This window comes from Aeromonas sp. 602658 (assembly GCF_049173005.1).
Taxonomy (GTDB): Bacteria; Pseudomonadota; Gammaproteobacteria; order Enterobacterales; family Aeromonadaceae; genus Aeromonas; species Aeromonas veronii_A.
The window spans coordinates 125,882-146,726 of record NZ_JAAKRF010000003.1; the positions used below are offsets into that span (position 1 = coordinate 125,882).

Consider the following 20,845-nt stretch of genomic DNA (forward strand, 5'->3'; position numbering starts at 1 on the left):
GACCATCGCGCGCCCGGCGGATAGCCAACAAAACCGGGGGAGACACCACGCTGGCATGCCTCCCCACCCTTTTTTTGCCTGCGCCGCTATGAGTGGGCCGGGGGCAAGACCAGCTGATTGACCACCAGCATGATCTCTTGATAAGTGGCCTCTACCGTCTCGGGGGTCGGCTCCAGAATGAGGTCATCGGCATAGCCGTTGATGAGGGAGGTGATCTGGCGCGCCAGTCGCCGGGCATCGCCCGCCACAAACTCGCCGCTGTCGATCCCCTTTTGCAGGATCAGCTCCAGCACCTCGCGCCACGCCAGAATGATTTTGCGGTAGCTCTCGGCAAACACAGGGTCGCGCAGTGACTCGTTCCAGGCATCCAGATAGATGGCCCAGGAGGCATCCTGACTGGTCGGCAGGTTGTCCCGCACAAAGAGCGGCAACGCTTCGCGGGCAGGCAGCGGCAACAGCCACTCCCGCTGCTCGGCGATCTCCTGATAGGTGAAACGCTCCACGGCGCAGAGGCAGAGCTCCTTCCAATCCTTGAAGTAGTGGTAGACGTGACTGCGCGCCAGACCGGTGCGCTCGGCAATATCACGGGTTGACGATGCCGCCATCCCCTTCTCTCGAAACAGGGCCAGTACGGCCTCGATGATCATCTCTTTGCGCTGTTCTGCTGATGGGCGTGCCATCTGACCTCCTGCGATACCAATCGATCTGCTTGACTTTGAGCAGTCGCTCAAACAAACTTTGAGCACTCGCTCAAACTTAGCGTTTCCGACATCTTAGGAGATAACCCATGACAACACCAACCACTTCGGCAGCCAGTTGCGACGAGCAGGCCACGCCGTTGCCACACTCGGCCGGTCGTTCGCTGGGGGCGATTGCGCGGGCCAATCCCCTCAAGCTAGCAGGCACCTTCTCGCTGGTGGCCCTCGAAAACATCCTGCTGGTGGTCTATCCCCTATTCGCCGGCTTTGCCATCGACGCCATCGTCAAAGGCCAGTGGTGGCAGGCTTCAAGCTACGCCCTGATCGTGCTGCTGTTCTGGCTCATCGGCGCCCTGCGCCGGGCGGTCGATACCCGCACCTTTACCCATATCTATGCGGCACTGGTGGTGCCGGTGATCCTGACCCAGCGCCAGCAGCAGGAGGGGCAATCCACCATAGTGGCGCGGGTCACCCTGGCGCGGGAGTTTGTCGACTTCTTCGAGAAACATATCCCGATCCTGGCCACCAGCCTGATCTCCATCGTCGGGGCGGCCGTGATGCTGATGGTGATCGAGTTCTGGGTCGGCATCGCTTGCATGGGGGTATTGCTGCTGTTCGGCCTGCTGCTGCCCGGCTTTTCGCGCAAGAACCAGCTGCTGCACGAGCGGCTCAACGATCGGCTGGAACACGAGGTCAAACTGGTCACCCATGCCCAATCAGCCAGCCTCGCCCGCCACTACCGCGCGCTGGCCTGGATCCGCATCCGGATTTCGGATCGGGAGGCACTCGCCTTTCTGGCGGTCGGCATCAGCGCCTCCCTGCTGTTCCTGCTGGCCATCACCATGCTGATGGCCCAGCCCCAGGTCTCGGCAGGCCATGTCTATGCTGTGATGACCTACCTCTGGAACTTTGTCACCAGCCTGGATGAGGGGCCCGGCCTTGCCGATCAGCTGGCCCGGCTGAGAGACATAGGTCGCCGGGTCAACACCGCCCAACCCGATGAAATGATTTGATATTTTGTATCTGCAACCGGAGTAGAAGATGAATCCGACCACCCTTTGCCAACGAGCGTTGACCATGTGCATCAGCTGTTTCTTCCTCGCCGCCTGCGGCCCCAAGATGAGCGACTTTGAGCCCAACACCAGCTACTGGTTCAAGGAGAAACCGGCAGAGGAGAGTGCCCCGCTGGCGCAAGACCTGAAGGTCGATATCGCCATCATAGGTGGCGGCTACAGCGGCCTCTCCAGCGCCTGGCATCTGGCCAAGGCCAACCCGTCGCTCAAGATCGCCATCTTCGAGGCCAAGCAGGTGGGCAGTGGTGCCTCGGGCCGCAACGGCGGCATGGTATTGCCGGGCTCCGAGGTGATGGATCTCTACGAGGAGGGGGAGGCGAGCAAGCGCCACTACGATCTCACCGTCGCCAGCATGCGCAAGCTGCAGGCGCTGGTCGCCTCAACCGGCGTCGAGGCCGACCTCAAGCTCGATGGCTATGTGGAGGCAATCCTCGATGAGGAGGATATCGCCGAGTACCGCGACTATGTGAAAACCGCCAATCGCCTCGGCATCCCGCTCCAGTACTGGAACGCCGATACCACCGAAGAGAAGCTCGGCACCGACCGCTACGCGGGGGCGGTCTACGACCCCAATGGCGGTCAGGTACACGCCATGAAGCTGGTCAATGCCCTGCGCAAGGCGGTGGAGCAGGCGGGCGTCACCATCTACGAGCAGAGCCCGGTAATGGGGATCAAGGAGGGCAAGCAGATCGAGCTCAATGTAGCCGACAAGTACAAGGTGACCGCCGACAGCATAGTGCTGGCGACCAACGGCTATACCTCAAAACTTGGCTACTTCAGCGGCCGGGTCTTTCCGGTGCACGCCCAGAGCGCCGTCACCGAGCCGCTTACCAAAAAACAGCTGGCCGCCATCCAATGGCAGAGTCGGGTGCCCTACTACGACACCCGCAACATCCTGTTCCATCTGGTGTTGACCCCGGATAACCGCATCGTCATCGGTGGCGGCAATGCCGAGTACGTCTTCAACGACGGCCTCAACTACAAAGGCGATCTTAACCGGGTCAGCGAGATGATGATGAGCGAGCTGGTGACCCTCTATCCGGCCCTCAAGGGGATTAAATTTGAGCAGGTATGGGACGGGGTGCTCGGCATGACTGGCGACAGCACCGAAGCGGTGGGGGTGATGGGGGATCACAAGAACATCTACTACGCCCTCGGCTACAACGGCCACGGCATCAATCTCTCCTTCCTGTTTGGCGACATCGTGGCCAGCCTCTATCAAGGCAAGAAGCACCCCTGGTTCAACCACGCGGAGCAGAGTCTGCCGATGTGGCTGCCGCCAGAGCCGTTCAAGTCAATTGGCGTCAAATCTGCCCTGATGTACTACCAGTGGCAGGACAAGGGCTACAAGGAGTAGCGCCGGGCGAACCCGACGAGTAACAGACGAAGGCACGCCTCAGGGCGTGCCTTTTTGCAATACCGCCACATCGGCGTGGGGGAAGCTGAGTTCGGCCTGCCAGCTGGCGGCCAGCACCTGAAACGATGCCTCGGCAAAAAAGACAATGTGGGTCGGGTCGTGGCGATAACGCCAGTTTTTAAACCGCTCGTCACTGAGCACCCGCTGGGTCTGCAGCACCAGCAGGCCACCAGGCTTGAGGCAATCCCACAACTGCGCCAGCACCATGCGCGGCTCGGCGATATGCTCTATCACCTCGGTACTGGTGATGAAGTCATACTGACGCGTCAGCAACTCGGGAAAGTCGGCGTAGAACTTGTCATACCCCGCCATCTGGTAACCCGCCTCGCGTCCCATCGCCACCAGCGCAGGGCCGGGACCGCAGCCAAAATCGAGACCACTGGCAGGTAGCGGCACTCGCGCTAGTACCTCACCAAATGCCCGCATCAGAAAAGTGCGATAACGGGGATCATCCACCCGATTGTCGTGACCGTCATAAACCGCCTTCTCCGCCGCCTCATCCAGATGATCCGCCTCATCCAGCCAGACCAGCTCGCACGCGAGGCAGCGATGATAGCGCTTGCCCGCCACCGGCAGGGGATAACTGCGATGGCTGGCACACAGGGGGCAGCTGACGGTGGATGACATGGCGGTTCCTCTTGGGGGCTTCCTGTTGGATAACAGCGGCGCAGATTGCCTGCCCGCTGCCTCGCTGACAACTTTTTTTGCTCCTTAAGGGTTTCTTAAGTTTGCCCTTTTACTCTCAAACCATCGCAAGAGAAGGAGTCCCCCATGACCATCGAGATCCAGGCCCCCTACCGATTGCTGCTAGCCAAGTCCCCGCAGCAGGTCATGGCGCTGCAAACCTATATCCAGGCCGCCTACACCCTCGAGTTCAACGCCCGCATCCCCCATTTCCTCCCCTGTCTGCTGGGGCTCTATCGGGCGGACGGGACGCTGGTCGGTGCCTGTGGTCTCAATCATGCCAGTGAGGGGCCTCTTTATCTGGAACAGTATCTGGAGCAACCCATCGAGGCCGCCATCAACACCCGCCTCGGGGTCTATCCGGCACGCAACCGCATTATCGAAGTGGGGAATCTGGCCTGCAGCGAACCGGGCAATGCCCGCCTGATGTTCGCGGCCCTCTGTCGTCTGCTATGTGAAAACGCCCTCGACTACGTGGTCTTTACCGGCACAGCCAAGCTGCGCAACAGCTTTGCCCGCCTGCAACTCAATCCGGTGGAGCTGGCCCCCGCACAGGCCTATCAGGTGGGAGCCGACGCCGATGCCTGGGGTGAGTACTACCGTTGCCAACCCAAGGTGATGGTGGGTGACATCAATCAGGGGCGCGAGGTGCTGGCCCAGCGCAGCCTGCTGCTCAATCTGCTGGCCCCCATGCCGACCCTGTTTGAGGATGCCAGCAAGAGCAGTGATAACCAGCCCCATCAAAAAAGGTGCGCCCAATGAGCCTGTTCGACGCCATCGCCAAACATGCCCGCGAGAATCCGCAATCCCCTGCGCTGCTGAGCAGCCAGCAGCGTCTCGATTACCAGACCCTGTGGCAACAGATCCAGCATCTGGCCAGCCAGCTGCAACAGCTCGACATCAGCCGTCTGGCGCTGCAACTGGACAACGGCCTGCCCTGGGCGCTGCTGGATCTCGCCTGCACCCGCGCCGGTATCGTGGTCATTCCGGTGCCCCACTTCTTCAGTCAGGCCCAGCAGGCCTGGTTGCTGGAGAGCAGCGGTGCCGATGCGCTGGTGGGCCCATATCATCAGGGGTGGCATGCCGCCGAGCCGCTCTCGCTGATCACCGGCGAGCTGCCATTGTGGCGCCATACCCCGGCCAATCGACCGGCGCTGCCCAAGGGCACCGCCAAGATCACCTACACCTCCGGCACCACGGGCCAGCCCAAGGGTGTCTGCCTGTCACTGACCCAGATGATGGCGGTGAGCCATGCGTTGGCCGAGCGAGTCGCGTCAGCCAAGGTGGAAAAACACCTGACCCTGCTGCCGCTGGCGACCCTGCTTGAGAACATCACCGGCCTTTATGTGCCGCTGCTGACCGGCGCCTGCAGCCGCATTCCGTCCCTCGGTGAGCTCGGCTTCACCGGCTCCAGTTCGCTCAATCCAGCCATGCTGGGGGAGGCGCTGCTACGCTGGTCGACCCATAGTCTGGTGCTGGTGCCCGAACTGCTGCGCCTGCTGCTGGCGCTCTGCACCAGCACACCGACGCTGGCCCAGCAGCTCAAGAGCCTGCGCTTTATTGCCGTCGGTGGCGGCAAGGTGGCCCCCGACCTGATCAAACACGCCCGTCAGCTCGGCCTGCCGGTATATGAAGGTTATGGCCTCTCGGAGTGCGGCTCCGTGGTGGCGCTCAACAGCCTGGATGCTGACAAGCCCGGCAGCGTCGGCCGCCCCCTGCCCCACTGTCAGGTCACCATCGCCAGCGACGGCGAAATTATGGTGAGCGGCAGCGCCATGCTGGGCTATCTCGGCAGCAACGAACCGACTCCCGAACAGATTGCCACCGGCGAACCTTCTGCCATGCAGATCGCCACAGGCGATCTGGGTCATCTGGATGAAGAAGGCTACCTCCATATCACCGGGCGCAAGAAGAATGTCCAGATCACCGCCTTTGGCCGCAACTTCTCCCCAGAGTGGGTGGAAGCCGAGGCCCAGCTCTGCCCCGCCATCGCCCGCATCGTGGTGTTTGGCGATGGTCAACCCGCCAACGTGGCGCTGATCCAGCCCCTGCCGGGGAAAGAGGCGGATCTGCCCCGCCAGATCGCAGGTCTGAACCAGCGGCTGCCCGATTATGCCCGGCTGCACCACTGGTTGCCGGTGGCGCTAGATCAACATCCCGGCCTGCTGACCGCCAACGGGCGCCCACGTCGCAACGAGATTTACCAACACTTTTCCCGGCAAATCAGCCAATGCCTTACAGGAGAATCGTCATGAGCTTCTATCAGACTCTGCAACAAGCCACTGCCAGTGAGCGTGAGCATCTGTTCAACGCCCCCATTATCGAAGCCTGTCGCCGTGGCGATATCAGCCGTGACACCTATCTCGCCTTTCTGGCGCAGGCTTACTACCACGTGCGCCACACAGTTCCGCTGCTGATGGCAACCGGCGGCAAGCTGGGTCAGGAGTACGAGTGGGTGCGCGGCGCCATTGCCGAGTACATCGACGAGGAGTATGGCCATCAGGAGTGGATCTTAAGCGATATCCGCGCCTGTGGCGGTGATGCCGAGGCGGTGCGCCACGGCCAGCCCGGGCTGCCCATCGAGCTGATGGTCGCCTTCCTCTACGACCAGATCCAGCGCGGCAACCCCATGGGCTTCTTCGGCATGGTACAGGTGCTGGAAGGCACCAGCGTGGCCATCGCCCTCACCGTCGCCGACCAGCTGAAAAAGGGTCTCGGCCTGCCCCCGCAGGCGATGAGCTACCTGAGTTCCCACGGCGCCCTGGATCAGGAGCACCTCAAGTTCTTTGAATCCTTGATGGATAAGGTCGAGAGCCCGGCGGATCAGGCCGCCATCATCCACGGGGCCAAGGTGGTTTATCGCCTCTATGGCGAGATGCTCTACAACCTCACCGCCACACCGTAAGTCGGCAGCAGACAGCAAAAAGGGAATCCATACCATGAACCTTGAAGGGAAACTCGTGCTGCTCACCGGCGCCAGCGGTGGCATAGGTGAAGAGCTGGCGCAGGAGCTGGCGGCCCAGGGGGCACTCCTGCTGCTGCACGGTCGTCGCGGCCCTGCACTGGAGCGGCTGTGCAAGTCACTGCCTCATCCCGAGCGCCATCAGGTGGTGCTCGCCGACCTCGGCTCTGCGCAAGAGCGGGCCAAGCTGTTGCAACACCCTGCGCTGGAGCATGGGATCGACATCCTGATCAACAACGCTGGCTGCAACCAGTTTGCCTGGCTGGAAGATCAGAGCTTCGAGCAGGTGGAGCGCCAGCTGCTGCTCAATATCGAGGCGCCCATCCAGCTCACCCGTGCCCTGCTGCCAACCATGCGCAAGCCGGGGATCATCATGAACATGGGTTCGAGCCTGGGCAGCATCGGCTACCCCGGTTACAGCGTCTACTGCGCCAGCAAATTTGCCCTGCGCGGCTTTAGCGAAGCGCTGGGACGGGAGCTGGAGGGGAGTGGTATCAAGGTGCTGCACTTTGCCCCCCGCGCCACCCGCACCAAGCTCAACTCCGAGGCTGCCTACGAGATGAATGCGGCGCTAGGCACCCAGACCGACAGCCCGCAGGAGGTGGCCGAAGAGGCGGTCATCGCCCTGTGCAACGAAACCCGCCGCAGCTGGCTCGGCTGGCCGGAAAAACTGTTCGTGCGGCTCAATGCCATGCTGCCCGGCATTGTCGACAAGGCGCTGGCCAGACAGCTGCCGATCATCAAACGTTATGCCCGTCATCTTCAGCCAGGGACGGCTGATGCTGGCGCCAACAGCGCGCCACAACCAGACTTGTCCCGCCCGATCCCGACCAAGAAGGAGCATTAATATGAACTTTTTCCGTCAATCAGTGACCTCTTGTGCCATCGCCATCCTGCTGGGATCCTCCTCGGTCATGGCCGCGGGTGATGCCCTCGTCCCCATCCAGCAACAGTGGGCCGTCTGCCAGTATCAACAGACCGGCAAGGCGAAAGAGAGCTGCCTCGAAACCCTGAGCACCCAGGCCGAAGCGGCCAGCGCCAAGGAGCCTTTTCGCGCCGATCTGCTGATCTGGTCGGCCATCGTCAAGAGCACCTGGGCGGGGGCCAAAGGGGGGCTGGGGGCACTGGGTCTGGTGAAAGAGGCCAAAGCCAAGCTGGAGCTGGCACTCAAACAGGATCCCAAGGCGCTGGACGGCTCCGCCTATACCAGCCTGGGCTCCCTCTACTATCAGGTGCCCGGCTGGCCGGTCGGTTTTGGCGATGACGAAAAGGCAGAGCAGCTGCTCAAGCAGGCGCTGGCCATCAATCCGGATGGCATCGACCCCAACTTCTTCTATGGCGACTTCCTGCTGGATCAGGGTCGCAAAGCCGAGGCCAAAACCTATCTCGACAAGGCGCTGGTCGCCCCAGCCCGCCCGGGTCGCGAAGTGGCCGACGAAGGGCGCAGAATGGAGATCCGCGATCGGCTGGCCAAGCTATAAAACCCTGATGGATCAAAGAACTATTTAAACTCTGCCCACCAGCTTGCATACTGGTGGGCAGGGTTGTTTATGCCACGGCACGCCCTGGCACTGAGCCAGATCGCCACACCCAACAAACAGGGAGAAAAGAATGCGGATCCTGCTGGTGGAAGATGATGTGATGCTGGGGGATGGTATGCAGGATGCACTGCGCCATAGCGGCTACACGGTGGACTGGCTGCAACAGGGGTTGCCCGCTCTGGCAGCCCTCAAGAGCGACGAGTTCGCCGCCCTGATCCTCGATCTCAATCTGCCCGACATCGATGGCCTCAGCCTGCTGCGCAAGTTGCGACGTGAAGGACACCAGCTGCCTGTGCTGATCCTCACCGCCCGCGATGCGCTGGACGATCGGGTGGTCGGCCTTGATGCCGGCTCCGACGACTACATGGTCAAGCCCTTCGCCCTGCAGGAGCTCAACGCCCGCCTACGCGCCCTGGTTCGTCGCAGCAAGGGGCAAGCTCAGGCGGTACTGGAGTATGGCGACATCCTCATCTATCCAGAATCCCAGCAGGTCACCTATCAGGGGGAGGCGGTCAAACTCACCCCCCACGAATACAAGTTGCTGCAGGAGTTGATCAGCCAGAGCGGCCGGGTGCTGAGCAAGGATCAGCTGCAACAGAGCCTCTACGGCTGGGATGAAGGGGCCGAGAGCAACGCGGTGGAGGTGCATATCCACCATCTGCGCAAGAAGTTCTACAGTGACCTCATCCGCAATATTCGCGGGGTCGGCTACATCATTCCCCAGCTCGAACAGCCAAGCCGGACACCCGCACGATGAAACATCCCCGCTCCATTCGCCGCTTTCTACTCACCGGTATCCTGACGCTGGTGAGCCTGAGTCTTACCATCAGCGCCTTTATCGGCTACATGGAGGCAAGCCACGAAATGGAGGAGCTGTTTGATGCCCGCCTCGCCCAGTCGGCGCGCATCACCAATCAGCTGCTGGCCCGCTACATGGCCCAGCAGGGGCAACTGCCCGCCAACGGCACCGTCTATCAGGAGTGGGAGGCGCATAACCCCGATGAGTGGCAAAAAGACCCCAGCCTCAACCTGACCGGCGAGGATCGGGAGATCACCCCCTACGGCCACGAGTTCGAACGCAATCTCTACTTCCAGCTGCTCGATGAAAAGGGCGACTTGCTGCTGCGCGCCCCCAGCGCCCCGGATCAGCCGCTGGTCACCCTGGCCATCGGCTTTGACACGGTCGAAAAAGATAATCACCAGTGGCGCACCTTCACTCTCTACAACCAGCAGGAGCAGACCTGGCTGGTGGTAGCCGAGCGGGACGACGAGCGCAGCGAACTGGCCAGCAAGATGGCCACCCTCACCATGCTGCCGCTGCTGATCACCCTGCCGTTCCTGCTGGCCCTGCTCTGGTGGCTCATCACCCGCGGGCTGGCCCCCCTGCGCCAGCTGGCCCAGGCCATCAGTGAACGTCACCCCGCCAACCTGAGCCCGCTCAGCCTCAAGATAAGCGCGCAGGAGCTGACCCCCCTCACCAACGAGATCAACCGGCTGATGCAGGCGCTGGCGGAGACCATAGAGCGGGAGAAGCAGTTCACCAACGAGGCTGCCCACGAGCTGCGCACCCCGCTGGCGGTACTGCGGATCCACAGTGAAAATGCCCTGGCTGCCGATGATGACGCCAGCCGCCAGCAATCCCTGCACAAGATGCTGCAGGCCCTAGACCGCAGCGATCGGCTGATCCGCCAACTGCTGACCCAGGCCCGTATCGACAACCAGCAGGGACTGGTGCTGACCGAGCTGGAGATAGGCCACCTGCTGCAAGGCACCCTCGCGACCCTGGCACCCATCGCGCTCAAGAAGGATCAGCAGCTGTCGCTGGAGTGTGAAGTGCCGCAGCTGGTGATGGGGCAGGCCACCCTGCTCGAGCTGCTGTTCAGTAATCTCATCGACAATGCGCTGCGCTACACCCAGCCAGAGGGCGAGATCAGGGTGCGGGTACTGCGAGAGGGCAACCGGGTGAGGGTGGATGTGAGCGACAACGGCCCCGGCATTCCCGCCAGTGCCTTGCCCCGGCTGTATGAACGCTTCTTTCGGGTCAATCCCCAGCAGGGGGATGGCGTCGGCCTTGGCATGGCCATCGTCTCACGCATCGCCCAGTTGCACGGCGCCGACCTCGATGTCCACAACCGGCCGGAAGGGGGGCTGGAGGTGAGCGTGTTACTCCCGCTGCCGCCGGCAAGATAAGCGATAAGTAAAGAGCCCGCGATGCGGGCTCTTTACTTTCAATGACAATCTGGCTGCACGGTAAAGGTTCGACTGGCATCCACCGGGCCCAGCTCCGCCAGCAGACGGCGGCCCAGCAGCACCGGATAGATCATCTTGCTGCGATCCCGCAGGGTAAACCACTCCTCATACACCTTGTCCCCCAGACAGATGGACATGGTCACCGTTGGCCGCTGCTCCATACCGCCCGCCCCGCGCACCGTCACGCTGCGCTCGACCCTCCGTTCGAACTGTTGTTTGACCAGTTTGCCGCTGTCGGCATCGGTCACCACCAGCATAAAGCGCACCCAGGGCTTGCCATCCCGTTTGAATCTGGTGATGGAGCGTGCATCGAGGGAAGAGGTGAGCGCCCCGGTGTCGAGTTTCATCTTTACCGCCACGCCGGTGGGCAAAATAAGTCCCTTCTCGATCCAGCCATAGCTGGTCGGGGTCTCTGCCAGCGCACTGCCACACAGTGCCAGCATCAGGGTGATCCCCACCATCATCTTGCCCATTTTACTGCCCTGCCTTGTCAACCCTGCGCCCAGATCTACCACAGTCCCATTGTGGGTCAATCCGATTTATTTCAGCTACTTGGATAATATCTGGCGGGTCAGGAGAGAGACGACAAAGAGTGGCCGAACGGCGGCCCAAGCGGGCGGGAATATCGAAGGAGAGCAAGGCACCGAACGGTGCTGGATGAAACTGGTGGTTAACCTCAGGTTGTGACGCCAAAGGCTACCACAAGGATTTACAAATTATCAGTCTTGTTCTGAAGGGATTTTTGCCTACACTGTTGTAAACCGGAGGGCCTGAAAACCACCGGTTTTTTTGCGCCTGCCGAAAATTTGCCACTGCAAAAGTGACTTTCAACAAGGCTCAATAAGGAATTTGTAATGCGTATCGAAGAAGACTTGAAGCTCGGTTTCAAGGATGTCCTGTTCCGCCCCAAGCGCTCTACTCTCAAGAGCCGTTCCCAAGTAAGCCTGACCCGTCAGTTCACCTTCAAACACACTCAGACCCAATGGCAAGGCGTACCCGTTATCGCCGCCAACATGGATACCGTTGGCAGCTTCGCCATGGCGCGCACGCTGGCCGGTTTCGAGATGATGACAGCGGTACACAAGCACTACAGCCTTGAGCAGTGGCAAGCTTTCGTCAACGAGACCGACCCGGCGCTGCTGGGCCATGTGATGGTCTCCACCGGCACCTCGGCTGAAGATTTCGCCAAGACCCGCCAAATCCTCGCCATGTCCGAAGCGCTGCGCTTCATCTGTGTCGACGTGGCCAACGGCTACTCCGAACACTTCGTTGAGTTCGTACGCAAAATTCGTGAAGCCTGCCCCAACCACGTCATTCTGGCGGGCAACGTGGTGACCGGCGAGATGGTCGAAGAGCTGATCCTCTCCGGCGCCGACATCGTCAAGGTTGGCATCGGCCCGGGCTCGGTCTGCACCACTCGCGTCAAGACCGGTGTCGGTTATCCGCAGCTCTCCGCCATCATCGAGTGTGCAGATGCGGCCCACGGCCTCGGCGGCCAGATCGTCGGTGACGGCGGCTGTACCTGCCCGGGCGACGTAGCCAAAGCCTTCGGCGGCGGCGCCGACTTCGTCATGCTGGGCGGCATGCTGGCAGCCCACGAGGAGTGCGGTGGCGAGATCGTCGATGTAGACGGCGAACCCTTCATGAAGTTCTACGGCATGAGCTCCTCCAGCGCCATGGACAAGCACGCCGGCGGCGTCGCCGAGTACCGCGCCTCCGAGGGTAAAACCGTGCTGCTGCCCTACCGCGGCCCGGTCGAGAACGCCGTGCGCGACATTCTGGGCGGCGTGCGCTCCACCTGTACCTACGTGGGCGCCAGCCAGCTGAAAGAGCTGACCAAACGCACCACCTTTATTCGGGTTCGCGAGCAAGAGAACAACGTCTACGGCAAAGAGTAACCAGCCACAGACCGCCGTCACGCGCTGACGGTTAGAAGCCAGTCAACCGGTGTGCTATCCTGCGCACCGGTTTTTTTGCATCCGGGATCCCGAGCCATGACAACTCCCCTGCCCCCGTTTGACTGGGACATCTTCTGCTGCGTCGTCGACAACTTCGGCGACATCGGCGTCACCTGGCGACTAGCCCGCCAGCTAAAACGGGAGGGGAATATTGCGGCACATGGCAATGAGGTTCAGGTGCGGCTCTGGGTGGATGACCTGGCAAGTTTCGCCCGCATCTGTCCAGGTCTCGACCCGGCGCAGGATGGCCAGTGGGTCGATGGCATCTATATCCAGCACTGGCATGAGACCCTGCCGAGCGACATGACCCCGGCCAAGGTGGTGATCGAGGCCTTTGCCTGCGAGCTGCCCGCCCCCTTCATTGAACGAATGGCCGAACTGATGGCGAGCCAACCCAAGCCCCCCTGCTGGATTAATCTGGAGTACCTCTCGGCGGAGAGCTGGGTCGAGGATTGCCACGGTCTCGCCTCGCCCCAGCGGGTTGGCAATCAAAGCCTCAATAAATACTTCTTCTTCCCGGGCTTTACCGCTAAAACCGGCGGCCTTTTGTGCGAACGCGACCTCATCACCGAACGGGAACAGTGGCAGCAAGATGAGGCGGGACTTACCGCCTACTGGGCCAGCCTCGGTTTGCCGCCAAAACAAGAGCACGAGCTGCGGGTCAGCCTCTTTACCTACGAGAGCGATGCGCTGAAGAGTCTGGTCGAGAGCTGGTGCCAGAGCGCCACGCCCGTCACCCTGCTGCTGCCGCTGGGGCGCTCTCTCAACGATGTGCTCACCGGTGCCGGTCTGACTGATGCCATCCCTGCAGCCAACGCGGGGGACCTACTCCACTCGGGCAACCTCACCATCAAGCTGCTGCCGATGACCGATCAGGCTGGCTACGATCGACTGCTGTGGAGCTGCGATCTCAATCTGGTACGCGGGGAGGACTCCTTCGTGCGGGCCCAGTGGGCGGCTCGTCCTTTCCTCTGGCACATCTACCAACAGGAGGAGGAGGCCCATCTGGTCAAGCTGGAGCAGTTCCTTGACCACTACTTATCCGATCTACCCGCCGAGTGCGGCCAATGGCTGCGCCGCTTTAATCTGGCTCTCAACCGTGGTGAAGATTGCCGCGAACTTTGGACCCAATGGCCACGATATAGCGCCATTTGGCAGCAACATGGGCGAAGCTGGTCACAGAAGTTGCTCCGGGATGGGGATCTCGTCACACGGTTGGTGAAATTTTTAGAAAGCCGTATATAATCTGGCAGTTTTTATCCGTCCGTTTCACGAACAGGAATTTTTTACATGAAAACCGCACAGGAAATCCGCGCTGGTAACGTAGTCATGATCGGCACCGAGCCGATGGTGGTTCAGAAGGCTGAATTCAACAAATCCGGCCGTAACTCCGCCGTGGTCAAAATGAAGCTGAAGGGCCTGCTGAACGGCAGCGCTACCGAGACCGTCTTCAAGGCCGACGACAAGCTGGACGTTGTTCAGCTGGAACGTAAAGAGTGCACCTACTCCTACTTCTCCGACCCCCTGTATGTCTTTATGGACACCGAGTACAACCAGTACGACGTAGAGAAAGACAACCTGGGTGACGTGCTGAACTACCTGGTAGACGGCATGGAAGACATCTGCGAAGTGACTTTCTACAACGAGAAAGCCATCTCCGTAGAACTGCCGACCACCATCGTGCGTGAAGTTGAGTACACCGAGCCGGCTGCCCGTGGCGACACCTCCGGTAAAGTGACCAAGCCTGCCCGTCTGAAAGGCACTACCTACGAGCTGGCTGTTGCCGCTTTCGTAGAGATCGGTGACAAGATCGAAATCGATACCCGCACCGGCGAATTCAAGCGTCGCGTCAACTAATTGACCGCTTTGAATTGATTACAAAAAAGCGAGCCACCGGCTCGCTTTTTTATTGCCTCCGAGTTGCCATCACACCGCCCGCCTTCAGAAAATCCCGCCGCCGCCGCTAACCCAGATAACCGGGGGAGCACACTATGGCCAGATTATCCTTATCACTGCTGTTATTGACCTTGCTGGCTGGCCATGGGGCAGAGGCGAGCGAGGTCGCCCCCCCCGTTGCCGAACCTATGCCCCTCGACCACTGGCAAGCCAGCGACTGGAAAGGGTTGCCCGATGCTACCCAGATCGACAAGCAGACGGTGCTGTTCGCCAAACACGACAGTGAAAACTATCTGGGGCTCGCCATTTTACTGCCCGACTGGCAGCGCAGCGGCCAACTCTGGCAACTGACTCGCGCTCTCAGCCGGCTGGGCTTTGATACCCTGCTGCTGCTGCCCTCCCCCCAGCAGACCGAACTGGACCCAGCCGCCGAGAAAAAAGCGAAAAACAGCGATGAGTTTCGCAAGCAGTTTGCCGAGCGGATCAGCAAGCTGGCCGATGCCAAGCTGCAGGAGGGGGGCTTCAAGCTGATCCTGGCGCAAGGTACCGGCGCCGCCTGGACTGCCAATCTCATCGCCAGCGAACAGTTGCCCGCCCCCGACGCGCTGGTGCTGCTCGATGGCTTCTTCCCCAATCAGCAGAGCAACCAGACCCTGGCCAAACAGGTGGCTCAGGCGGCCATCCCCACCCTGGACCTCTATCAGGAGGATGGCGGTCGCTGGCCACTGCTGGCCGCCGAGGCCCGCAAAAGCGAGAGCCGGCGCAGCAACAAGCTCAACTATCGCCCCTACGCCCTGATGGAGCTGGAGGAGACCCCCACCCGCATTCAGGGCTGGCTCAACCATCTGGGCTGGCTCTAAACCGGCCGCTAGCGTGGCACAATAAAGCGCGCAAGCTCACATCTGCCGGATAAAGCCCAGCCATGACACAGCGGCGAGCTGGCAATGACTGTATCCTGTTTGGCATCATGATCCCTCGACACCGGAAAAATGGCAGGAAGGACCATGCAGCAAATCGTATTTCTCGACAGCGATACCCTGGATGCGGGCATCACCCTGCGTCATCCCGACTTCCCCCACCACTGGCAGAGTTATCCCAGCACGGCCCCGGAACAGGTAGTCGAGCGGCTGAAAGATGCCAGTATTGCCATCATCAACAAAGTACGGATCGGCGCCGCCGAGCTGGCCCAGCTACCGGAGCTCAAACTCATCGCGCTCGCCGCCACCGGCAGCGACAACGTGGATCTGGAGGCGTGCCACGCCGCCAACGTCGGGGTGTGCAATATCCGCAACTATTCGGGCCCCTCGGTGCCGGAGCACGCCATGGCGCTGATGCTGGCACTGTCGCGCAACCTCTTCTGCTGGCGCCAGTCGCTGCTGGAGGGGCGCTGGCAACAGAGCGGCCAGTTCTGCTTTTTCGACCACAACATCATGGATCTGCACGGCAAGCAGCTTGGCATCATCGGCAAAGGAACGCTCGGTCAGGCGCTCGGCGAGCGGGCCAAGGGGATGGGGATGACAGTGCGTTACGCCCAGAGCCAGGTCGGCACCAGCCACGACGAGGATCGCCTCCCCCTCGACGAGTTGCTGCAAAGCTCGGACGTCATCAGCCTGCACTGCCCGCTCACCCCCTACACCCGCAACCTCATTGGCGAGCGGGAGCTGGATCTGATGAAACCGGGAGCCCTGCTGATCAACGTCGGCCGTGGCGGACTGGTGGATGAGGAGGCGCTGCTGCAAGCGCTGGCCAATGGCCGCCTCGGCGGTGCCGGTTTCGATGTAGCGAGCGTCGAACCTCCGCCTCCCGACCATCCCCTGATGAAGGCGCTGCAATACCCTCACTTCATTCTGACCCCCCATGTGGCCTGGGCCAGCGAGGAGTCTATGCAGCGTCTCGCCGATCAGCTGATCGACAACATCAACGCCTTTGCCGCCGGTCGCCGTCAGCACCGGCTGGTGTAACCGCACAAGCGAGTAACCGCAAAATCGAGTGACCACACCATGCAAAACGGGACCAACAGGCCCCGTTTTGCATCTTCCGCACTCACTGCACACGCATCAATTGTCGTCGTGCCATCTGTGCTTCTTATGCTTTTTGTACTTCTTGTGGTGCTTGTGATGGTGATGATCATCGTCATCATCGTAATAGCGCTCCTGACTCTGGTGGCCATCGCCAGTCTTGGCACCGATGGCCGAGCCACTCGCCCCACCAACCCCGGCGCCGATCAGCTGGCCGGTATCACCACCGACACTCTTTCCGATGGCGGCACCGCCCAGCGCCCCCACCGCGCCGCCAAGGGCCGCTTCATTCTTGTTGCCCTTGTTGGCCGTCGCCGCACCACCGGCTGCGCCGCCAATGGCCGCACCTACCAGCGCACCGGTATCTCCCCCCAACTCCTTGCCGATCATGGTGCCCGCCACCCCGCCTGCGCCACCACCGAGAATGGTGTTGAGAGTTTCCGAACCGTGGGCCGCAGTGCTGCCCAGCAATGACGCCCCCAACAGAGCCAGAGCACCGATGCCACGCGTACTCATATCCATGGATACTCCTGTCAAACCTGATTAATAATCAGCAGCACTATACAAAGAGCTATCAGGTTCGCCAGCCAGCAGAAAACAGGGATGCGACAGTCAATGGCAGTACAGTCACAGCCAACACAGGAAGAGTAGAATCAACCTATTGAATTAAAACGTGAAAATTAACATTGAACCAGACAGTCACGACAAAGTGACCGATAACCTGGCAGCCGCGTCCTGTCGAATAGTCAGCGCGCTGGGACAAAAGCTGTCAGTCAAGGGCCCCTGCCACCCCTTCAGCCAGATGCCAGCAGTTCCGGCCAGCCTCCTTGCTGCGGTAGAGGGCAGCATCAGCCCGCTCGAAGATAGGGCCGGCGGCAGGAGAATGGCAGGCGCCGCCGGCACTCAGGGTGATCGGCCCATGGTGTTCACGCCACTGTTGCTGACGCACCAGTTCAAGCAGACAACCGAGTTTCTCCGCCAACTCATCCTGTGGCTGTTGCAGCAGAGCGGCAAATTCATCCCCACCTATCCGGTAAACCGTACTCACCCCCAGCACATCAGCAAGACAGTTGGCCACCCGACACAGCACCTGATCGCCGAAGGCATGGCCCTGGCTGTCGTTGATCCCCTTGAAGTGATCGACATCAAACAGCAGCAGCCAGAAGCACGCCCCCCTCTGCTCCAGTGCCGCCTTGTGCTGCTCGAAGGCTCGTCGGTTCATGATACCGGTCAGGGGATCCCGCAACAGCGCATCCTGCCCCTTGAGAAAACTGGCCCTGACCTGATCGATCTCGTTCAGGCTACGCCGCACGAACCAGGTCTTGGGCTCACTGACAGGCGCTGAACGCTCCAGATCGCGCACGATGCCGGTCAATGAGCCCGACACCAGCTCCTGCTCCTGGCGGAAGATCCGCACCAGAAGACTCAGGCTGCAACACCAGATGGCAAACAGAGAGAGCAGTGGAAAAACCACCATCTGCAACGCATCGTAGAGGCTGTCACGAAACAGTACTGGCGGCAGATAGATGTTGAGATCCCAACCAATATCCGCCAGCTCACGCTTGATATAAGTCCCATGCCACAGCACATCCAGGCCGAGCCACTGCTGACTCTGATGCTGCTTGATGGTGTTGGTCGCCAGCAGATCCATATTGCTGCCCACTACCAGCTGATCAGTGTCACGCAAGGTCAGATAGAGTGCCGCCTGATTACTACCGACCGTGCGCTGCAGCGCCTGCTGCAGCGAGTCGAATGACATGTCAACCATCAGCAGACCCAGCAACTGCCCCTGCTCGTCCCTCACCCGTTTGATCAGGCTGAGAATCAGCTCCTGAGTATTGTATTCAGGGTAGGGGCCAAACCAGACGGGCTCGTCGCCCGGCATGGCGGTCACCTGATACCAGGGGCGCAGCGCTGCCTTATAACCTGGGGGCGCGAGCCACTCCGGGTAACTGTCGATGCGATCCGCTTTCAGGTTGTAAAAGTAGATATAGTGGTTGCCGGGCTTGATCTGATGGGCAATAGCCCAGATGGGAGAGTCGGCCGGCTCGCCGCGGGCTATCTTCTCCTTGTCTAGGGAGCCCTCCAGCACTGCCAGTTGCCGCTCATTGACCTTCACCATCTCGTGGATCAAGGACGCCTCAACGGAGGAAGCCATGTGACCGAAGCCGGATACCGTCATGTCGATATCCCGCAGATAGCTGGCAATGGCCATGATGATCGTCACGATCAGGATCAACAAGCCAAGCAGTGCGGAGAGGGGGGCCAGCACATAGTAACGCTTGTTGAGATACGAGCGGCTCACATGACATCCGAACAGGGGAAAACATAGCGGGATTGTGCGAGAGAAAGGAGAGTGAATCATTGATTAATATCACTTCAACGCCCCTTTAATGACATTTCCAATACTAACAAAACATCAAGGTTCGCAAACGAATATCAACTGACAGGAAAAACGCTAGTTACCCCGGGTTAACCCCGCTCTGCATTGCGGGTGTTATAGTCTATACCTGACGCGGCCGGCGCTGGACACACCGTCCATCACCGGCTGCAACGCCAAGCAGAACAAGGAGATGTTATGAGCAGTCCGTTTATCGAACAGATCAAAGCACGTCGTACCATCTATGCCCTGGGCAGCCAGGTGTCCCATACACCGGAACAACTGACGGCCCTGATCCAGGATGCCATCAGGCACAGCCCCTCCTCCTTCAATTCCCAGAGCTCCCGCGCCGTCATCCTGTTTGGCACCCAGCACCATAAGCTGTGGGATATCGTCAAAGCCGAGCTGAAAAAGATCGTGCCGCCGGAGGCCTACGCCCAGAGTGAGGCCAAGGTGGATGGCAGCTTCCGCGCAGGTTTCGGCACTGTGCTGTTCTTCGAAGACACCGACGTCATCAAGGATCTGCAGCAAAAGTTTGCCCTCTATGCAGACAACTTCCCCATCTGGTCGGAACATGCCACCGGCATCGCCCAGTTTGCGGTCTGGACCACCCTGGCCCAGGAGAAGATCGGCGCCTCCCTGCAACACTACAACCCCCTCATCGACGAGGCGGTACGCAAGGAGTGGAACCTGCCAGCCAGCTGGCTGCTGCGTGCCCAGATGCCCTTTGGCAGCATCCAGCAACCGGCCGGCGACAAGACCTTCATCGACGATGCCACCCGTTTCCGCGTTTTCAAATAACGGCCAGATAGCAAAACGCCCCCGCATCTCGGGGGCGTTTTTATTGCGACATCAAGAGTTCGGATAGCGATGGTTCATACCGCAATCTGCGGTCGTCACGCACTCGCACCACAGCTCAGGCGGGCAGCGTCACCAGCAGGGATGTCTCTCCAGGTTCCACCTTCACCTCGTGCCAGCCTCAGCCGTGCTGACTACTTAGCTGTTCGATAATGGTGGCGCGCAGCAGGGCTCGCCCTTCGTCGATGCGAGTTGATCGGGAGAGTCCTTTCGCCCACATCAGCGCCAGGGTTCGACTCAGCACTGGCTCGTGCAGCGCCACGACTTTCAGCTGGGGATCGCGCAGGTTCGCGGCATAGAGTCCGGGCAGGATAGCAACTGCCAACCCTGAGCGCACCAAGCCGTAAAGCGTCTCGACATAATCTGTGGTGTATCTGGGCTTGAGCCCGGGCAACTGGCTCTGGGCCAGTCCGTTGACCTGCCGGCTGACGTTGCCTCTGGCAAAAAGGGCGATGTCGCGGCGGGTCAGCTCATGCCAGCTGATGGCCTCTTCCCCTGCCAGCGGATCCTGCTGGTTGATCACCGCCACCAGCGCATCGTCCAGCAGCGGCGTCACCTCCAGCGAGTCGGGCAACTCGCCATCCAGCACGCCAATTCCCGCATCCAGAGCCCCCTCGGCCAGCGCCTGCAACAGACCGTCGTTGGTGTGATCCTGAAACTCGACCCGCAAGCCCGGAAATTGCTGCTGCAGACGGGCGGCCGCCAGCGGAAACATCAGGGTGCAGGCCGACGGGATCAGACCGATGCGCAGGGTGCCATCGCCCCCTTCGACCATCACCTGCTGCATATCGGCAAAAGCGGCGTGGGCTACATTGAGCAGCCCTTTGGCGTGGGGCAGGATCGCCTCCCCCTGTTCGGTCAGGGTAACCGCCTGCGCGGTACGGTGAAACAGTTTACCGCCAAGCACAGATTCAATCTGGCGCAGGGCACTGCTCAGGGCGGGCTGGCTGATGGCCATCTGATTGGCCGTTTCGGTGAAGTGGCGCAGCTGGGCCAGCGTGACAAAATACTGGATCTGCTTGAGAGAGAGCGCAGGCAGACGGCGCCAGGGTTCGGACATGAAATCGACAACCGGAGAAAAACGTTTGCAGCAGCATAACCCTTTCTTAT

21 protein-coding genes are annotated in these 20,845 nt (G+C 60.6%); 15 read left to right on the forward strand and 6 right to left on the reverse strand.

Annotation, left to right across the window (positions count from 1 at the left end; genetic code table 11):
* Nucleotides 1-86 precede the first annotated feature (86 nt).
* Nucleotides 87-680: a TetR/AcrR family transcriptional regulator gene (locus G5253_RS05185; protein WP_109867214.1), complete on the reverse strand. Its 594-nt coding sequence runs from the start codon at nucleotides 678-680 to the stop codon at nucleotides 87-89.
* A gap of 107 nt (nucleotides 681-787) precedes the next feature.
* Here G5253_RS05185 and G5253_RS05190 point away from each other — a divergent pair, with 107 nt between their 5' ends.
* Both G5253_RS05190 and G5253_RS05195 read left to right on the forward strand, forming a co-directional pair.
* Nucleotides 788-1,711 (forward strand): ABC transporter six-transmembrane domain-containing protein, encoded by a 924-nt coding sequence (locus G5253_RS05190; RefSeq protein WP_421202790.1) that lies wholly within the window; start codon nucleotides 788-790, stop codon nucleotides 1,709-1,711.
* A gap of 28 nt (nucleotides 1,712-1,739) precedes the next feature.
* Nucleotides 1,740-3,128, forward strand: coding sequence for an NAD(P)/FAD-dependent oxidoreductase (locus tag G5253_RS05195; RefSeq protein WP_421202791.1), 1,389 nt, complete (start codon nucleotides 1,740-1,742; stop codon nucleotides 3,126-3,128).
* A 39-nt stretch (nucleotides 3,129-3,167) separates the two neighbouring features.
* On the opposite strand, the gene G5253_RS05200 is transcribed toward G5253_RS05195, so the two are convergent.
* Nucleotides 3,168-3,815 carry a class I SAM-dependent methyltransferase gene (locus tag G5253_RS05200; protein ID WP_199427318.1) on the reverse strand — a complete coding sequence of 216 codons (648 nt, stop codon included), beginning with the start codon at nucleotides 3,813-3,815 and terminating at the stop codon, nucleotides 3,168-3,170.
* A gap of 144 nt (nucleotides 3,816-3,959) precedes the next feature.
* On the opposite strand from G5253_RS05200, the gene G5253_RS05205 reads away from it, so the two are divergent.
* From G5253_RS05205 to G5253_RS05235, 7 genes are all read left to right on the forward strand, one after another.
* The gene (locus tag G5253_RS05205) at nucleotides 3,960-4,634 is read left to right on the forward strand and encodes a thermostable hemolysin (RefSeq protein ID WP_421202792.1); all 675 of its coding nucleotides are present in this window, start codon (nucleotides 3,960-3,962) and stop codon (nucleotides 4,632-4,634) included.
* Entirely contained in the window at nucleotides 4,631-6,127 is a 1,497-nt protein-coding gene (locus G5253_RS05210) for an AMP-dependent synthetase/ligase (RefSeq protein WP_421202793.1), read from the forward strand. The genes G5253_RS05205 and G5253_RS05210 overlap by 4 nt, the downstream gene beginning before the upstream one ends.
* Nucleotides 6,124-6,777, forward strand: coding sequence for a TenA family transcriptional regulator (locus G5253_RS05215; RefSeq protein WP_088868663.1), 654 nt, complete (start codon nucleotides 6,124-6,126; stop codon nucleotides 6,775-6,777). The genes G5253_RS05210 and G5253_RS05215 overlap by 4 nt, the downstream gene beginning before the upstream one ends.
* Before the next feature lie 34 nt (nucleotides 6,778-6,811).
* Nucleotides 6,812-7,681, forward strand: coding sequence for an SDR family oxidoreductase (locus tag G5253_RS05220; RefSeq protein WP_421202794.1), 870 nt, complete (start codon nucleotides 6,812-6,814; stop codon nucleotides 7,679-7,681).
* Nucleotide 7,682: 1 nt separating this feature from the next.
* Nucleotides 7,683-8,315, forward strand: coding sequence for a tetratricopeptide repeat protein (locus tag G5253_RS05225; protein ID WP_421202795.1), 633 nt, complete (start codon nucleotides 7,683-7,685; stop codon nucleotides 8,313-8,315).
* 130 nt (nucleotides 8,316-8,445) lie between these two features.
* Nucleotides 8,446-9,132: a response regulator gene (locus G5253_RS05230; protein ID WP_005335091.1), complete on the forward strand. Its 687-nt coding sequence runs from the start codon at nucleotides 8,446-8,448 to the stop codon at nucleotides 9,130-9,132.
* Complete coding sequence (locus G5253_RS05235; protein WP_421202796.1) at nucleotides 9,129-10,565, forward strand: ATP-binding protein; 1,437 nt, start codon at nucleotides 9,129-9,131, stop codon at nucleotides 10,563-10,565. Before G5253_RS05230 ends, G5253_RS05235 begins: the two co-directional genes overlap by 4 nt.
* Before the next feature lie 38 nt (nucleotides 10,566-10,603).
* Here G5253_RS05235 and G5253_RS05240 read toward each other — a convergent pair whose 3' ends face one another.
* The gene (locus tag G5253_RS05240) at nucleotides 10,604-11,098 is read right to left on the reverse strand and encodes an ATP-dependent zinc protease (RefSeq protein ID WP_021229763.1); all 495 of its coding nucleotides are present in this window, start codon (nucleotides 11,096-11,098) and stop codon (nucleotides 10,604-10,606) included.
* A gap of 381 nt (nucleotides 11,099-11,479) precedes the next feature.
* Between G5253_RS05240 and G5253_RS05245 the strand changes: the two genes are divergently transcribed.
* The 5 genes from G5253_RS05245 to G5253_RS05265 all read left to right on the forward strand — a co-directional run bounded on the left by G5253_RS05245 (nucleotide 11,480) and on the right by G5253_RS05265 (nucleotide 16,440).
* Nucleotides 11,480-12,523, forward strand: a complete 1,044-nt coding sequence (locus tag G5253_RS05245; RefSeq protein WP_005348017.1) for a GMP reductase — start codon at nucleotides 11,480-11,482, stop codon at nucleotides 12,521-12,523.
* Between the two features lie 96 nt (nucleotides 12,524-12,619).
* Entirely contained in the window at nucleotides 12,620-13,828 is a 1,209-nt protein-coding gene (gene earP, locus G5253_RS05250; RefSeq protein ID WP_421202797.1) for an elongation factor P maturation arginine rhamnosyltransferase EarP, read from the forward strand.
* Between the two features lie 45 nt (nucleotides 13,829-13,873).
* Complete coding sequence (gene efp, locus G5253_RS05255) at nucleotides 13,874-14,440, forward strand: elongation factor P (RefSeq protein WP_005362323.1); 567 nt, start codon at nucleotides 13,874-13,876, stop codon at nucleotides 14,438-14,440.
* Between the two features lie 134 nt (nucleotides 14,441-14,574).
* Nucleotides 14,575-15,339, forward strand: coding sequence for a DUF3530 family protein (locus tag G5253_RS05260; protein ID WP_164536241.1), 765 nt, complete (start codon nucleotides 14,575-14,577; stop codon nucleotides 15,337-15,339).
* A gap of 144 nt (nucleotides 15,340-15,483) precedes the next feature.
* Nucleotides 15,484-16,440: a D-2-hydroxyacid dehydrogenase gene (locus G5253_RS05265; RefSeq protein WP_164536240.1), complete on the forward strand. Its 957-nt coding sequence runs from the start codon at nucleotides 15,484-15,486 to the stop codon at nucleotides 16,438-16,440.
* Nucleotides 16,441-16,536: 96 nt separating this feature from the next.
* Here G5253_RS05265 and G5253_RS05270 read toward each other — a convergent pair whose 3' ends face one another.
* Nucleotides 16,537-17,019, reverse strand: a complete 483-nt coding sequence (locus tag G5253_RS05270) for a YMGG-like glycine zipper-containing protein (protein ID WP_164536239.1) — start codon at nucleotides 17,017-17,019, stop codon at nucleotides 16,537-16,539.
* Between the two features lie 247 nt (nucleotides 17,020-17,266).
* On the reverse strand, nucleotides 17,267-18,802 hold the full coding sequence (locus G5253_RS05275) for a sensor domain-containing diguanylate cyclase (protein ID WP_164536238.1): 1,536 nt from the start codon (nucleotides 18,800-18,802) through the stop codon (nucleotides 17,267-17,269).
* Between the two features lie 273 nt (nucleotides 18,803-19,075).
* Here G5253_RS05275 and G5253_RS05280 point away from each other — a divergent pair, with 273 nt between their 5' ends.
* Entirely contained in the window at nucleotides 19,076-19,678 is a 603-nt protein-coding gene (locus G5253_RS05280) for a nitroreductase family protein (protein WP_421202798.1), read from the forward strand.
* A gap of 178 nt (nucleotides 19,679-19,856) precedes the next feature.
* Here G5253_RS05280 and G5253_RS05285 read toward each other — a convergent pair whose 3' ends face one another.
* Nucleotides 19,857-20,795 carry a LysR family transcriptional regulator gene (locus G5253_RS05285; RefSeq protein ID WP_421202799.1) on the reverse strand — a complete coding sequence of 313 codons (939 nt, stop codon included), beginning with the start codon at nucleotides 20,793-20,795 and terminating at the stop codon, nucleotides 19,857-19,859.
* Nucleotides 20,796-20,845: the final 50 nt, after the last annotated feature.

Excerpts from the sequence above, each read along its gene's own strand:
- G5253_RS05225 (WP_421202795.1), top strand. The coding sequence starts at position 7,683 with ATGAACTTTTTCCGTCAATCAGTGACCTCTTGTGCCATCGCCATCCTG.
- G5253_RS05270 (WP_164536239.1), bottom strand. The coding sequence starts at position 17,019 with ATGGATATGAGTACGCGTGGCATCGGTGCTCTGGCTCTGTTGGGGGCG.
- G5253_RS05210 (WP_421202793.1), top strand. The coding sequence starts at position 4,631 with ATGAGCCTGTTCGACGCCATCGCCAAACATGCCCGCGAGAATCCGCAA.
- G5253_RS05230 (WP_005335091.1), top strand. The coding sequence starts at position 8,446 with ATGCGGATCCTGCTGGTGGAAGATGATGTGATGCTGGGGGATGGTATG.
- G5253_RS05200 (WP_199427318.1), bottom strand. The coding sequence starts at position 3,815 with ATGTCATCCACCGTCAGCTGCCCCCTGTGTGCCAGCCATCGCAGTTAT.
- G5253_RS05190 (WP_421202790.1), top strand. The coding sequence starts at position 788 with ATGACAACACCAACCACTTCGGCAGCCAGTTGCGACGAGCAGGCCACG.
- G5253_RS05240 (WP_021229763.1), bottom strand. The coding sequence starts at position 11,098 with ATGGGCAAGATGATGGTGGGGATCACCCTGATGCTGGCACTGTGTGGC.
- G5253_RS05185 (WP_109867214.1), bottom strand. The coding sequence starts at position 680 with ATGGCACGCCCATCAGCAGAACAGCGCAAAGAGATGATCATCGAGGCC.
- earP (WP_421202797.1), top strand. The coding sequence starts at position 12,620 with ATGACAACTCCCCTGCCCCCGTTTGACTGGGACATCTTCTGCTGCGTC.
- G5253_RS05220 (WP_421202794.1), top strand. The coding sequence starts at position 6,812 with ATGAACCTTGAAGGGAAACTCGTGCTGCTCACCGGCGCCAGCGGTGGC.
- G5253_RS05245 (WP_005348017.1), top strand. The coding sequence starts at position 11,480 with ATGCGTATCGAAGAAGACTTGAAGCTCGGTTTCAAGGATGTCCTGTTC.
- G5253_RS05285 (WP_421202799.1), bottom strand. The coding sequence starts at position 20,795 with ATGTCCGAACCCTGGCGCCGTCTGCCTGCGCTCTCTCTCAAGCAGATC.
- G5253_RS05280 (WP_421202798.1), top strand. The coding sequence starts at position 19,076 with ATGAGCAGTCCGTTTATCGAACAGATCAAAGCACGTCGTACCATCTAT.
- G5253_RS05235 (WP_421202796.1), top strand. The coding sequence starts at position 9,129 with ATGAAACATCCCCGCTCCATTCGCCGCTTTCTACTCACCGGTATCCTG.
- G5253_RS05195 (WP_421202791.1), top strand. The coding sequence starts at position 1,740 with ATGAATCCGACCACCCTTTGCCAACGAGCGTTGACCATGTGCATCAGC.
- efp (WP_005362323.1), top strand. The coding sequence starts at position 13,874 with ATGAAAACCGCACAGGAAATCCGCGCTGGTAACGTAGTCATGATCGGC.
- G5253_RS05260 (WP_164536241.1), top strand. The coding sequence starts at position 14,575 with ATGGCCAGATTATCCTTATCACTGCTGTTATTGACCTTGCTGGCTGGC.
- G5253_RS05215 (WP_088868663.1), top strand. The coding sequence starts at position 6,124 with ATGAGCTTCTATCAGACTCTGCAACAAGCCACTGCCAGTGAGCGTGAG.
- G5253_RS05205 (WP_421202792.1), top strand. The coding sequence starts at position 3,960 with ATGACCATCGAGATCCAGGCCCCCTACCGATTGCTGCTAGCCAAGTCC.
- G5253_RS05265 (WP_164536240.1), top strand. The coding sequence starts at position 15,484 with ATGCAGCAAATCGTATTTCTCGACAGCGATACCCTGGATGCGGGCATC.